Source organism: Providencia sp. PROV122 (assembly GCF_028482365.1).
Classification (GTDB): domain Bacteria; phylum Pseudomonadota; class Gammaproteobacteria; order Enterobacterales; family Enterobacteriaceae; genus Providencia; species Providencia stuartii.
The window spans coordinates 48,207-62,153 of sequence record NZ_JAMPQI010000010.1 but is presented as its reverse complement, the minus strand read 5'-3'; the positions used below and the strand labels follow the sequence as shown (position 1 = coordinate 62,153).

Annotated in this window: 16 protein-coding genes; 10 read left to right on the top strand and 6 right to left on the bottom strand. The window is 41.8% G+C overall.

From position 1 onward, the window contains the following. Positions 1-5 precede the first annotated feature (5 nt). Both btsR and PSE69_RS08710 read right to left on the bottom strand, forming a co-directional pair. Complete coding sequence (gene btsR / locus PSE69_RS08715; protein WP_014657331.1) at positions 6-722, bottom strand: two-component system response regulator BtsR; 717 nt, start codon at positions 720-722, stop codon at positions 6-8. Positions 723-737: 15 nt separating this feature from the next. Then, on the bottom strand, positions 738-2,423 hold the full coding sequence (locus PSE69_RS08710; RefSeq protein WP_004915834.1) for a sensor histidine kinase: 1,686 nt from the start codon (positions 2,421-2,423) through the stop codon (positions 738-740). Between the two features lie 241 nt (positions 2,424-2,664). Between PSE69_RS08710 and PSE69_RS08705 the strand changes: the two genes are divergently transcribed. The 6 genes from PSE69_RS08705 (at position 2,665) to PSE69_RS08680 (ending at position 8,706) form a co-directional block, all read left to right on the top strand. Then, a complete protein-coding gene (locus PSE69_RS08705) occupies positions 2,665-3,636 on the top strand; it encodes an HlyD family secretion protein (protein WP_004915837.1) in 972 nt (323 codons plus the stop codon). Between the two features lie 11 nt (positions 3,637-3,647). Continuing rightward, the gene (locus PSE69_RS08700; protein WP_004915838.1) at positions 3,648-4,793 is read left to right on the top strand and encodes an ABC transporter permease; all 1,146 of its coding nucleotides are present in this window, start codon (positions 3,648-3,650) and stop codon (positions 4,791-4,793) included. Next, positions 4,793-5,950, top strand: coding sequence for an ABC transporter permease (locus PSE69_RS08695; protein ID WP_004915840.1), 1,158 nt, complete (start codon positions 4,793-4,795; stop codon positions 5,948-5,950). Before PSE69_RS08700 ends, PSE69_RS08695 begins: the two co-directional genes overlap by 1 nt. A gap of 404 nt (positions 5,951-6,354) precedes the next feature. Continuing rightward, a complete protein-coding gene (locus tag PSE69_RS08690; RefSeq protein ID WP_004915844.1) occupies positions 6,355-6,762 on the top strand; it encodes a DUF350 domain-containing protein in 408 nt (135 codons plus the stop codon). Between the two features lie 16 nt (positions 6,763-6,778). Then, entirely contained in the window at positions 6,779-7,507 is a 729-nt protein-coding gene (locus PSE69_RS08685) for a DUF1190 domain-containing protein (RefSeq protein WP_004915846.1), read from the top strand. Between the two features lie 2 nt (positions 7,508-7,509). After that, positions 7,510-8,706 carry a glutathionylspermidine synthase family protein gene (locus PSE69_RS08680; protein WP_121874803.1) on the top strand — a complete coding sequence of 399 codons (1,197 nt, stop codon included), beginning with the start codon at positions 7,510-7,512 and terminating at the stop codon, positions 8,704-8,706. A gap of 138 nt (positions 8,707-8,844) precedes the next feature. Here PSE69_RS08680 and PSE69_RS08675 read toward each other — a convergent pair whose 3' ends face one another. Beyond that, a complete protein-coding gene (locus PSE69_RS08675) occupies positions 8,845-9,720 on the bottom strand; it encodes a U32 family peptidase (RefSeq protein ID WP_014657333.1) in 876 nt (291 codons plus the stop codon). Positions 9,721-9,733: 13 nt separating this feature from the next. Further along, the gene (gene ubiU, locus PSE69_RS08670; RefSeq protein WP_004915849.1) at positions 9,734-10,729 is read right to left on the bottom strand and encodes a ubiquinone anaerobic biosynthesis protein UbiU; all 996 of its coding nucleotides are present in this window, start codon (positions 10,727-10,729) and stop codon (positions 9,734-9,736) included. A 347-nt stretch (positions 10,730-11,076) separates the two neighbouring features. On the opposite strand from ubiU, the gene ubiT reads away from it, so the two are divergent. Then, on the top strand, positions 11,077-11,601 hold the full coding sequence (ubiT, locus tag PSE69_RS08665) for a ubiquinone anaerobic biosynthesis accessory factor UbiT (RefSeq protein ID WP_014657334.1): 525 nt from the start codon (positions 11,077-11,079) through the stop codon (positions 11,599-11,601). Next, positions 11,595-12,098 carry a GNAT family N-acetyltransferase gene (locus PSE69_RS08660; RefSeq protein WP_004915851.1) on the top strand — a complete coding sequence of 168 codons (504 nt, stop codon included), beginning with the start codon at positions 11,595-11,597 and terminating at the stop codon, positions 12,096-12,098. The genes ubiT and PSE69_RS08660 overlap by 7 nt, the downstream gene beginning before the upstream one ends. On the opposite strand, the gene PSE69_RS08655 is transcribed toward PSE69_RS08660, so the two are convergent. Further along, positions 12,071-12,382, bottom strand: a complete 312-nt coding sequence (locus PSE69_RS08655; RefSeq protein ID WP_036942694.1) for a GIY-YIG nuclease family protein — start codon at positions 12,380-12,382, stop codon at positions 12,071-12,073. The genes PSE69_RS08660 and PSE69_RS08655 overlap by 28 nt on opposite strands. Positions 12,383-12,678: 296 nt before the next feature. On the opposite strand from PSE69_RS08655, the gene PSE69_RS08650 reads away from it, so the two are divergent. Beyond that, positions 12,679-12,930, top strand: a complete 252-nt coding sequence (locus PSE69_RS08650; RefSeq protein ID WP_121874802.1) for a DUF1471 domain-containing protein — start codon at positions 12,679-12,681, stop codon at positions 12,928-12,930. 114 nt (positions 12,931-13,044) lie between these two features. Continuing rightward, a complete protein-coding gene (locus PSE69_RS08645; protein ID WP_014657337.1) occupies positions 13,045-13,482 on the top strand; it encodes a YhbP family protein in 438 nt (145 codons plus the stop codon). Here the strand turns inward: PSE69_RS08645 and nrdG are convergent. Continuing rightward, positions 13,479-13,943: an anaerobic ribonucleoside-triphosphate reductase-activating protein gene (gene nrdG / locus PSE69_RS08640; RefSeq protein WP_014657338.1), complete on the bottom strand. Its 465-nt coding sequence runs from the start codon at positions 13,941-13,943 to the stop codon at positions 13,479-13,481. The two genes, PSE69_RS08645 and nrdG, sit on opposite strands and share 4 nt — an antisense overlap. Between the last annotated feature and the right edge of the window lie 4 nt (positions 13,944-13,947).

Here is a 13,947-nt window from a genome sequence, read left to right as displayed (position 1 = left end):
GCACATTAAATGATCCCCAGCGCTTCTTTTAGTGGTTTTAAGTAACGACGGCTGACAGGAATATGTTCGCCCGACCTTAAAACGAGCTCTGCTTGCCCATTGTCACCAAACAAAATCTCACTTAATTCTGTCATGTTCACCAAATACTGGCGATGGCAACGGACCAAAGGTGTGCGTAACTCTAGCGTTCTCAGTGTCAGTTCGGTGAAGCCCTCTTGACCTTGCGTGCTCATCACATAAACACCACTCATCCGCGAGGTCACATACTGCACTTCGTCCAACTTCATCAGCCAAATACGACTGTGACCAGTACAAGGAATAAATTTGAGTGGTTCATGGTCACTTAGGATCTCGAGATCTTGTTTTTGCTTGCCTTGGCGTAGACGGGTTAGTGTTTTATTTAGCCTTTCACTCTCTAATGGTTTTAATAAGTAATCAAAAGCATGTTCTTCAAAGGCCTGTATGGCAAATTCATTAAATGCAGTTAGAAAGACAATATAAGGCCTATCTTCAGGGTCGAGCATGCGTACCATTTCAAGGCCCGTAATACGTGGCATCTGAATATCAAGAAACACGACATCGGGCTTCTTTTTATGGATAACACTGATCGCCTCAATGGCATTGGCACACTCATCCATAATTTCAATATCATCATGCTCTTCCAACAAACAGCGTACATTTTCCCGCGCAAGTGGTTCATCATCAACAATCAATACATTCATAGAAATTTAATCATTTTATTCTGTTAGCCTATAAGGCAGACGTAATTGCACTCGCGTAAACTGTTCAGGTTCATATTCCACGCTAACGCCATATTGTTCGCCATATTTTAGGCGTAGACGCTTATCAACTAGGCTCATGCCTAATCCATCGTTCTGAGCTGTGGGTTGATAAAGACCTGCATTATCTTCTATCTCAATATAAACCTGTTCACAGCGTATATAACTTCTAATTGTAATATATCCAGTGTCTAATAACTGTGAGGTACCGTGTTTAATTGCATTTTCAACGATCGGTTGTAGGGAAAAGGCAGGTAACTCTACTTGTCTTAATGCTTCAGGGATATCCAGCTCTATCTGTAATTTCTCACAAAAGCGTGCTTTCTCAATTTGTAAGTAAGCATTTACATGCTCTAACTCTTCGCCAAGCGTTGCATTTTGTTCCGGACGCTTAAGGTTATTACGAAAGAAGGTGGAAATATATTGCACTAGCTGACCCGCTTGTTGGCTGTCTCTGCGAATAACGGCTTGTAGCGTATTGAGGACATTAAATAAGAAGTGAGGGTTTACTTGCGCGTGAAGTAGCTTCACTTCGGATTGTAGTAATGATTGTTTATTGCGTTCATATTGCCCAGCAAGGATTTGTGCCGAAAATAGACTCGCAATGCCTTCACCCAATGTACGGTTGATAGAGCTAAATAAACGGTTTTTGGCCTCATACAGTTTAATTGTACCAATAACGCGTTCGTTCTCTCCCCTAAGTGGGATCACCAGTGCAGACCCGAGCTTACATGTTGGGCTTAACGAACATTTATAGGGGGTTTCATTACCATCGGCATACACCACCTCGTTATTATCAATTGCTCGGCGCGATTGTTCTGAAGCTATGGGGGTTCCGGGGCAATGGTGATCGGCTCCTATCCCAATAAAAGCTAATATTTTTTCTCTATCGGTGATGGCGACCGCACCAATTTCTAGCTCTTGATAGATAATTTTAGCCACTTTCATACTGTTATCGGTATTGAAACCTTTACGTAAAATACCATCTGTGCAGAGGGCTATTTTTAGGGCCTGTGCGGAGAATGCGGTTGTGTATTTTTCTACGATAGCGCGGCGATCGAGTAAAATCCGAATAAACATCGCGGCACCAATCGTGTTGGCAATGACCATCGGGGCGGCAATACTTTTGACCAGTTCCAGTGCTTCGCCGAAAGGGCGGGCAAGTAATAGGATGATCAGCATCTGAATAATTTCGGCCACAAAGGTAACGCAACTGGCGGTGAGAGGATTAAATATTTTATTGATCTGACCGCGTTTCATATAGTAGCGGTGGACTAAGCCACCAATTAGCCCTTCCACGATGGTGGAGACCATACAACTGAAGGCGGTCATGCCGCCGAGTGAGTAACGGTGCAATCCTCCCGTGAAGCCAACAGCAAACCCAACCGCGGGGCCACCAAGTAATCCACCAAGGACAGAGCCAATGGCGCGTGTATTTGCTATTGAGTCGTTAATGTGTAACCCAAAATAGGTTCCCATGATGCAGAAAACCGAGAAAATGAGATAGCACATCACTTTATGGGGTAAGCGAATGGTCACTTTTAATAATGGAATAACAAGGGGGGTTTTACTGAGCGCCCATGCAATGACCAAATAAACGCACATCTGCTGTAGTAGTAGCAGAATGAGATCAAACTCGTACATAAAGGTTTCCAGTTGGTGGCGTCTTAACAGGGCAATTGTAACGTAAGCGGCTGATTTGATAATAGCGATTTGGTCAAAGTTAACTTTTCTTTATTTGACATAAGGGGCAAGTCACTTCAATATTATATATCCCCCTTCTATTTGTGACCTTGCGCACAAATTTATTAACGCTGTATCGGCAATTACTGCGATAATTTTATAGCCATAGTTTCCTCCGTGATTATTTAGGGTTTTACTAATAATGAAAAAAAGAACAATAGCACTGATTTTGTTGATGCTGATTTTGATAGCGGCGGCGGCACTTTTCCATTCTCACAATCAATTTTTGCTATTACAAGGTGAAGTTGATGCACCCGAAGTCATGGTTACATCTAAGGCTAAAGGTCGTGTTATTGAGCGTCATGTTGAGCGTGGGGATGATGTTAAAAAGGGGCAGTTATTATTGACCTTAGAAAGCCCTGAGCTAACAGCGCAATACGCTGCCTTGAAAGCCGCAAGAGATCAAGCAAAGGCACAGTTAGCACAATCGCTCCATGGCACTCGCGAAGAGACGATCCGTCACCTGCAAGCCTCATTGGCACAAGCCAATTCACAATACCAAAATGCGTCTCGTGAATACCAACGCTTAAGTAATTTATCGGCTAAAGGCTATGTTTCAGCCAATGAGCTTGATAATGCGCGTAAAGCGAAAGAAGTTGCTTTTCAGCAAGTTCAAGGGGCAAAAGCGCAGCTTGAAGAAGCTAAGAATGGTGATCGCATTGAACTGCGTCAAAAATATGAGGCGGCGCTGAATGAAGCTGAACAAAAACTCGCGGAGCTTCAAGTCCAATTAGATGATTTACAAGTGAAAGCGCCAGTGGATGGGGAAATCGGTCCTATTCCCGCAGAAGTAGGGGAAATTTTCAATGCGGGCAGCCCGCTTTTGACCATGGTGCGTATACCGCAGTCTTACTTTATCTATAACTTACGTGAAGACATTCTTGTCGATGTGAAAAAAGGCGATAGAGTTCAGCTTGATGTGCCTGCATTAGGCGATAAAAAAATCGAAGCTGAGGTGCGTTATATTGCGCCAAAAGGGGATTACGCAACAAAAAGGGCAACACGTGCAACAGGGGATTTTGACTTGAAAACCTTTGAGGTTCGTTTGTATCCAGTAGAGCCTGTTGACGGCTTAAGGCCTGGAATGAGCGTGCTATGGCGCTGGGATAAATAAAAGGCGCGAGTATGAGATTAAAATTCGCTTGGCATGGTTTTGAGCATGCATTCAGTCGAGAAACACAAGCCGCTATTCGTAGTCCGGTTTTTCACTGGTTAAGCTGGTTGTTTCCATTAATGTTATTCACGTTAGTTAGTGCTAACTTCTCAGAAGGAACGTTGATGGATTTGCCTGTTTCGGTGGTGGATAATGACAGAAGCCCCGTTTCCCGACAAATTATCCGGGATCTCAATGCTGGACCCCATGCTGACGTTAAAGCGATTGATAATAATCTTAATACATCGTTAAAACGATTAGCCAGTGCACAGGATTATGCGCTGCTGTACGTGCCGACTAATTTTGAGGCCGATGCATTACGGGGGCGTCAACCTGAGCTACGCATGTACTATAACGCGCTGTTTTATGCGTCAGGGAGCTATGCAATCCAAGACTTTAGTGGGCTGGTGGCTGAGCTAAATGCCAAATATCGAACTCAGTTGGCAGGTTCGATGGGGAAAGCATTACCACCGCTCGCTCAAGTGACCCTCTCTTATGACAGTTTATTTAACCCTAGTGGTAGTTATATTTATTATCAGCAATTTGCGGCTACCATTCATATGCTACAACTGTTTGTGGTGACCTGTACGATTTACACATTATCACGTAGTTCTATCTTACAAAGCGTGAAGCCTTTCGGTATGGCGGTCTTAGGGAAAATGGCTCCTTATACGCTATTTTTTACGACACTGTTAGTGGTTGAACTTGCGGCTTTGGTCAGTATTTTTGATGCTAAGGTTGTGGGGAATCCCCTCTATATGATAATGGTGGGCTTTTTCTATGTAATAGCGGCGCAAAGTATTGGGCTACTGCTATTTAGCTTTACTTCAAGTGCGATTATGGCTTACAGCTTGATAGGGATGCTAGTGAGTATTGCACTCGCTTTCTCCGGTATGGCTGTACCGGAATTATCCATGATTTTACCTGCGCAGATTATTTCCAATATCGAGCCATTAACTCATACACTCAATGCGATGTTTGATATTTTCCTACGTGAGATCTCATTTAAACGTATTGTGGAAGTGTGTCTATTTTTGCTGATTTATCCAATAGTGACGGCATTTTTGATCCGTAAGCGCTTGCCGAAACGTATTGCGGCACAAGGAGGGGAGCTGTAATGCAAATGTATTTTGCGACTTTCCGTAAGGTGCTGATTGGCATGTTAGATAAGCCAATGTGGTTATTATTGATCGTTTCACTGTGTGTGATGAGTTTGGTGTATGCGAAACCCGTCTTGTGGGATCTGCCTGTTGCAGTCATCGATCAGGATCATAGTGTGGCAAGTCGGGCACTTATCCGCGATTTGGATGCGGCGCCTAAAGTTAAATTACACAGCTATGACAATTTGGAACAAGCTCGTAAGGATATGATTAATAGGCAGCTTTTTGCCATTATTATTATCCCGACAGACTTTGAAAAATTCCTGCTAAATGGGAAAAATATCACTATCCCCGTTTATGGTGATGCGACAAACCGTTTAGCAAGTGGTCAGATCCAGCAAGAGCTAATGAGTGCGTATCAAACGTTATTAAATAGCTATAACACCCAATTACTCATCAACTCAGGATTTAGTCAAGAGCAAGCGAACGTCATTATTACGCCAATACGTAGTTTAACAGAGCCGTTATATAACCCGGGTGTAAGCTTTGCCGCGATTGTGTTTCCTGGGTTGTTAGTGATGTTGTTACAACACTCCTTGCTGATTGCTTGTGTTCGCGTGAGTATTGCTATCCGCGGTACACCGAAAGGTAAACCACCATTAGCGGTGTATTTGGGGGCGCTATCGGCCTTGATACCGATCTGGCTATTTTTATCGACCGTCTTTTTTGCATTATGGCCGTGGATCTTAGGCTATCGTCAAGAGGCGCCATTGTATCAATTGTGGATGCTCACTTTTCCCTTCTTGCTTGCCGTAATTGGGTTAGGGAAGTTGGTCACTGAGTGTTTGCGTAGTGTCGAGATGATTTATCTGACATTAGCGTTTATTACAACACCTGTCTTTTACATGTCCGGTACGATATGGCCCTTACAAGCCATGCCTGAATGGGTACGAATGATTGCTTCGGCTTTACCATCAACATGGGCAACGAGTGCCATGGCGGGTATCAATCAAATGGGGCTACCTTTTAGTGGCGTCTTGATGGATATTGTGATGATGTTAGTGCTCGGTGTGATTTATACTGTAATTGGTGTCTTAATTGGCATGTTGCGTGATGGTGAATTACGTCAGATTTCTCATATTATTCATCGTTGGCGTAAACAACATCATAATTAATATTATTCTTCTGGCGTGTTTGATTGTCAGAAAATAAAAAACGATGGCAGTTGGTGGTAGCCAGCTGCAACACCACTAATCATTTTGCTCTCAATATTATTATCTTTATCTGTTTGGTATTCTTACTTAAATATAAATGTTTTTAACATTAGATAAGAAAAATCCATTATTGGTTTATTCGTGACAGGATTGTCATCATCAATTAATCGTTTAGACCTCATGCAGTTATTCTATTATTAATAAAGCGACTTATTTGATACTACTACTCTATCATGCTCAGCAAAAAATGAATCATTAGATCATAGTCTCTAGATAAAAGTAAAATGCACTGAATTATTTATAATCTCTTTATTTTTGAAAAAGGTTAAGCTACATTTATTCCTTTTTCACGGAAATATAATTTCATGGATTTTACAGCTATACTTTCTGCTCTACTCTCCTTTATTAGTTATTTTGCAATTGGTGCTGTTATGGTACTTGCATTCCTCTTTATTTATACACGTATATCGCGTCATAATGAATGGGTATTAATTAAACAGAATAATACCGCCGCTGGCCTTGCATTTATTGGTGCGATGCTAGGTTATATCACTCCGTTATCGAGTGCGATTTCTCATTCTATTAGTATTCTTGACTGTATAATATGGGGTGTTATTGCATTATTAGTTCAATTGCTTGTTCTTGGCGCAACAAAAATCTATATGCCAAAAATCAGTGAAAAAATAGAGCAAAATAATATATCCGCAGGCCTCTTTTTAGGTGGAACATCACTTGGATTTGGTATTTTGAATGCAGTAAGCATGAGCTATTAATGAATAATGATGTTCTATGAAAAATAAAAATAAAATCAAAAGAAAACAGCGTAAGTATAATAAGGCTCAAGAGGGGCCTGAATTAAAGCGTATTGGCCTTGATGTAAAAGATGAACCACGCAAAGGCGCTAATATACTTACGTTGGCAATTATGGGAGGAGCCGTTTTTTTGGGGTTACGCAGTTGCAGTGACGAATCACCAACACCCAAAATAACGATTTTCAAGGGGCTTAATGATTGTGAGCTTGCAGGTTATACCAACTCTTTTTGTAAACAAAAACAAGAAGAAGCACAACAAGAATTGAATAGAAGCATGGCGATTTACAATCGATTAGTTGATTGTGAATATCATTATGGGAAAGATAACTGTGTTTTAGTTCATCGTGCCCTTAATATAAGAGAATATCAGCAATGCTTATTACAATCAAAGCCAGAATATTGCGATAGCATACAGCGTGATGTTTATGGCCCCAAATTGGCTGGTTTTGCGCTTAATGAATTTCCGCAGCCAGCAAGTAGTAGTCATACAACCAGCTCTTACTCAGGCTCTCATTACTATTTTTCACGAGTTCGTCCATTTTATCGCGCTAAAAATGAACCGAATATTTATCATGAGCTAGGTTCATCCGATAAATGGGTTGCTGATGGTTCGAATAGGCTAAAGCCTGCGAAATATAGTAATAATTCGACTAAAACAACATCAAGAGGGGGCTTTGGGCATAAATCGGGGAGTAGAGGTGGTTAATTATGTTACGAATACCTGTAAAGCCACGCGAAGATTTAGTGCGAATTACGCAAGATTATGGTTTTGACTTCCATATTATCGACAATGAAATTTATTGGGATGAATCGCATGCTTATTGTTTTACATTAGCGCAAATTGAATCTGGCATCGAAGACCCAACCGAAGAGTTGCACCAAATGTGCTTAGAAGTAGTCAATTCTGCTATCAATGATGAACGTATTTTAGAAGCATTAGCCATACCTGAATTATATTGGGATGCGATTGCAAATAGTTGGCGAAATAATAAATCATCACTGTATGGGCGAATGGATTTTTCATGGAATGGATATCAGCCTGCAAAGTTGCTGGAATATAATGCAGATACCCCGACATCACTTTATGAATCGGCATTTTTTCAATGGCAATGGTTATCTGACATGACAGATAGAGGTATGCTTCCTGCAAATGCCGATCAATTTAATTCGATACAGGAAAAGCTTATCCAGCGTTTTTTATTGTGGCGCAATGAGCACCCTTTTTATTTTTGTTGCTGTGAAGGCTCCATTGAAGATAGAGGAACTGTTTTATATTTGGAAGATTGTGCGCGTCAAGCAGGGCTACAGACACAATTTATTTATGTGGAAGACATCGGATTAGGCTTAGGTGGTGTTTTTACGGATTTACAAGATCAAATTATTCACCAAGGCTTTAAATTATATCCATATGAATGGATGTTCCAAGATGATTATGGTCCGGTACTACGTAGTGAACGAACAGAATGGGTAGAACCTTTATGGAAATCCATTTTAAGTAATAAAGGACTATTACCGTTATTATGGCGTTTTTTTCCTAATCACCCTAACTTACTTCCTGCCTATTTTGCGGATGAGCAGAGCGATATTGTGGGAAAATTAAAACAGGATATGGGGAAAGCGTGGCAAGGGTTTACGACAAAGCCATTATTTTCACGGGAAGGCGCTAATGTTTCATTATTTTTTAATAATGAGCAAGAAGTGATCACGCAAGAATTAGGGATGTATGCTCAGGAGCCTAGAATTTATCAGGCGAGTGCTTTTTTGCCTAAATTCGGTAATGACTACACTTTAATTGGGAGCTGGGTGGTGGGGGATGCCCCAGCAGGGATAGGTATACGTGAAGATAACTCTTTAATCACAAAAGATACTTCTAGGTTTGTTCCTCACTATATTATGAATGAGTGAGTGTGAGGTAATGCTGTGAACCGTGCAATTTATTCATTTTTCAAAAATAAAATCAATGAGATGCTTTAGGATGAATACACAGCGGGAAGCTGGTGTTTGCTCCCGCTTTTTATCCAATGGCGCTGATTGATATTGCGGCTAAGGCAGCATTTCTAATCCTGCCACTTGCCTCCAATAACCATTACAACTCTTGTCATTGATGACCAGTGGCGCTTCTCCGGTTTGATTCGCTTTAAATTGCGCCAATATGTCTAGAGACTCAATGTTCTCCGGCGAAATACGTACAATATCAACCAAATCAATCATAGATGTTTGCTCATTACCTAGGTTGTAGCAATAGCCACTTTGTGTCTGTAACCCGTTGAGAGTAAACACTTGCTGTTGTTCTTGAGAGAACACCTTTCGCCCCTGAGGATAGTGAATGCAGCAAGTTTCACAATCATCTTTGGCACGATTTTCTGAACGGGCAGTAAAACAGCGAGCAGAGTAGGCCAGCGGTAAATGACCATAACTCATCACTTCTACTTCAAATTTGCCACGTATCCCCAATTCATCGCATTGATTGAGTAAATTGATCAACCAGTCACGAGAAAGCTCTACAGGCATACACCAACGCTGCATGCCTTGGCGTAATAATATATTGAGGGTCTGTGCGTTATAACAATTCAAACCATGACCAGCAATAAAAGGAAGATGGCGCTCAGTGAGCATATTGACGACACCAAAGTCATGGGCTTCAACCAAAAAATCGCCATTATCAACGAGTTTACTTATTTCTTTAAGTTCGGAAGGTGCCTGCAATAGCGCTAATGTACTTAAGATAATCTGCTTGCCACTTAGCGCTAGCGTTTTTGCTAATTCAATCCAATCAGCCGGTTTCATTTCACGGCGCTTGCTACAAACCGTCTCACCAAGATAAATAATATCGGCTTCACTTTGTGCTGCTTGCTGATAAAAATCATATAGCTCTTGTTTAGGCCAGTAATAAAGAACTGACCCTAATGCATACTTCATCATCTATTCCTTATTATTGCCATTTACGATGATAAGCGCCTAATGTGGTTTGGCTGCCTTCAGAAAGCCCACCCAGTACTTTTATCCATTGTGGATCTGCAATAAATTGCTCTGGGTTTGCATGATATGTATCGATAGCTTTTCGCCAGATGCGTGTCACTTCGGTGACGTAAGCAGGGCTGCGCTGGCGGCCTTCAATTTTGACCGAGGCGATATTCGCCGCCATTAGGTCTGGTAGTAATTCGATGGTATTGAGGCTAGTTGGCTCTTCGAGTACATGATATCGATGGTCATCCACCAAATAACGCCCTTTACAGAGAGTGGGGTAGCCTGCATTTTCATGACTTTGGTAGCGATCAATAAGCACTTCATTTAAGCGTGACTCCATGCCATGAGGCGTTTGTTGCCAACGAACGAAACGCGCGGGCGAGCATGCCCCAACAGTATTGGGGGATTCACCCGTTAAATAGGAAGAGAGATAGCAGCGTCCTTCCGCCATAATACATAGGCTACCAAAAGCAAAGACTTCTAAGGGGACAGGGCTACTTTTAGCGAGTTGTTTGACTTGATGAATAGATAGAACCCGAGGCAGTACAATCCGATGAACATTAAAATTGCGGGCATAAAAGCGAATCGCTTCGGTGTTGGTTGCTGAAGCTTGAACGGAGACATGACGTTCAATATGAGGGTATCGGTGTGCAGCATACTCAAGCATCGCGAGATCGGCAAGGATCAGGGCATCAGCCCCTAGCGAAGCCGCAAGATCGACCGAATCTTTCCAACGTTGAAAGCCATCTGGGTGAGCAAATGTATTGATAGCAATATGAAGTTTACGCTGATGTTGATGTATGTAGCGCTCTGCTTCTTGCAATTTTTTTTCAGTAAAGTTGAGTCCAGCAAAATGGCGTGCGTTAGTATCATTTTTCAAGCCAATATAAACCGCATCGGCACCGTTATCGACAGCGGCTTTAAGGGCCGGTAAGTTGCCTGCTGGGCAGAGTAATTCCATGGTATCTGTTCCAGTTTAAATTTTCGACAACTTAGCATTCTAGTCAACTCATGCGATGTAAATTTTGATTTAAGGCATTGAATTGGCTGTTGGCTATCTGTTTTTGTGGCTTATGAGGTCATGACTCCATGAGCTTTTTGGCATAATAAAAAATAAATGCTGGCGAGAAGTGTAAACCTTGATATAGGATCAAGTGAGTACTTATTTTCTCTGGCATGATATGACTATTCTATTATTGAGTATGTCGATATAAATGCCTGTTCTAATACTGATTTGCTACCGAGAGGCCGTAGCTGATGCTGGGGTGTGTATTTAACGGGCAGGCAATTGATACGGGAGTCAGTGCTGTGTTAGCTAAAATTCGTTCTCAACTTATTTCAAAAGGGCCTTCATTATTGAAGTTACCTTTAAAAGTGACCCCATTTGCAGTGCAGCGTCAAGTACTTGAGCAGTTACTGAGCTGGCAGTTTCGTGAATCGGTCAAAGAAGGGGAATTGGATTTTCTCGAAGGGAAATGGCTGAAAGTTGAAGTCAGTGACCTTGATTTAGTCTGGTTCATTAGTTTGCAAAATGGCATGTTAATTGTGCGTAATCAAGAGCAAGCCGATGTCAGTGTCTGTGCTACAGCCAATGACCTGATCCTTATCGCGGCGCGTAAAGAAGATCCTGATACGCTGTTTTTTCAGCGCCGTTTGGTCATTGAAGGTGACACCGAATTAGGGCTGTATGTAAAAAACCTTATGGATGCTTTTGAGCTAGACAATATGCCGACACCCCTGCGTTTTGCATTACTACAATTGGCCGACTTGATTAAAACGACTCAACAAAATGAGGACACAGAGCATAAAGGCTCCGTGGTTGCCTCATGCTAATTCGTGTTGAAATTCCTGTCGATGCTATGGGGATCGATAAGTTACTGCGTGACACTTTCCCGACGGAAGCAGAAGCCGATCTGGTACAAAAGCTACGAGAAGACGGCTTATTGACTCTGGGTGTTGTTGCCACGAATGACAACGGCGAAGTGATCGGTTATGTCGGCTTTACACCTGTCGATGTCAACAATGAAGACGTTCAATGGGTTGGCCTTGCACCGCTTGCAGTGAGTAAAGCGCACCAAAAACAAGGCATTGGTGGGCAACTTATTTATGAAGGGCTAGATAGTCTTAATGAGTTTGGCTATGGTGCGGTTGTGGTATTAGGAGATAGCAACTATTACCGCCGTTTTGGCTTTGAACCTGCCTCAAAATATGAAGTTTTCAGCCAGTGGCCTGAATTGCAAGAGCATTTTATGATTTGTGGGCTAGAAAATGGCAGCTTGAGTGATCACAAAGGGCGGGTGACTTACTCTTCACACTTTGATGTATTCTGATGCATTAAGTAATCAAGGATATTAATGGGCTGGTCAATAACCAGCCTTTCTTTGGCGGCTTTACTCAGTTGTTTTATCTGATATTCCAACCTTGACGCGGTAGCGCGATCCCCGGCTAAACAATCAAATACTAGCGTGAGCGGCATTTTCCCCTTCAACGCTTTTGCGCCTTTTCCCTCTTTATGTTGGGTAAAGCGGCGCGAGACATCTGTGGTGATCCCACAATATAACCTGTTATTTTTCTCTCTAATTAGGTAAATGTACCAGTTTTTCTGCGTAGACATTTTATTTTGTTGCCCTATTTTTGACTTTCTGTGCTGAAATTTAAGGGGAAATAATTCATAAATAGACTAAAAATCTCGCGAACAAGGATAGCCATAACTTATTAAATTATAAATAAAAAATGACACATTAAAGTCATAAATTTGTAACCTAAAGCGTGGTTTTGATTCAAAATATTTGAACTATAACAGCAAAATTAGCTAATTTTCATCGTAACTAAAAGAGCATAATATGATCCATATCACAGGGGGAGAACAAAAATCCCTGATAAAAATGAATATACAATGAGGAAAACATTATGAAAAAATCAACATTAGTCGCTGCAACTTTGGCTTTAAGTGCTATTTCATTTGGTTCAATGGCTGCTGAAGAAGTTCAACATTCTAGCCAACCAGCTGCGGGTTATGTTTCTGTATCAGGTGCTGTTAGTGTTAATGACCTGACTGAAAAGTTAGCCAAAAAAGCTGATGAAGCTGGTGCAACTTCATTCCGTGTTATCTCAGCTGGCGGTGAAAACTCAATGAATGGTGTTGCTGCAATCTATAGATAATTTATAGTACCTAGCAAATGTAATACCAAACGTTCAGAACAGCTTAAGCACGCTCAGCGATAGGATGTACATATTCAAAGAGCGTGTTCTGAACGGTCAATATGGGCTTTTGCTATGAATGATGAACACGCCTTACAACATATCCAACGTTACTTTTCTCGCCAACACGTCTTTTCTCTATTTACTTGCCACGGCAATGATATCTGGCCTGCCAGTTGTTATTATGCATTTGATGCTAAGTCGATGAGTTTATTCTTTATGACCGATCCTGCTTCACGCCATGGTCAACTGATGACTGAAAATCCTCACGTCGCAGGGACTGTCTCTGCCCAAACGAAAGTGGTTAGCCAAATCCAAGGGCTACAATTTATTGGGCAAGTGATAGCGCTGGATGGGAGCTTACGACAGCAAGCCCATCAATTTTATTGTCGTCGCTTCCCTGTGGCATTGACGGCAAAACTGCCTGTATGGCGTTTGCAGTTACAAGAAGTCAAAATGGTCAATAATAAATTGGGTTTTGGCAGCAAGCTCTATTGGTCTAGAAATCGCTAGCGTAATTTATGGATCACTTGATTACTGCTTCCTCGCCAAAGTAACGCGGGGTCATGCAGCGCTTTTACAAATTTCCCATCAACCAGTACATTGATCAAACTCACCACCTTATGTTGCTCGGCGGTCAGTTCGGCAAATTGATAGCCTGTCCATAGCCAAATGTCTTTATCTGGACAAACGGTTTTTACACGTTTAACCAACTGAAAGATCGCTGATAAGTTAGCGGGATGTAGTGGATCCCCGCCGGAAAGGGATAAACCTTGCCGACGGATACGGGTATCTTGTAAATCTTGAATGATCCTATCTTCCATTTCCTGAGTGAATGGAATACCCGAATCGAGGCGCCATGTGCTTTGGTTATAACATCCTCGGCACTGATGAACACATCCTGAGACGAACAGTGTGCAACGCGTGCCTGGACCATTCACGACATCAACAGGGTAATATTGATGATAATTCATACTA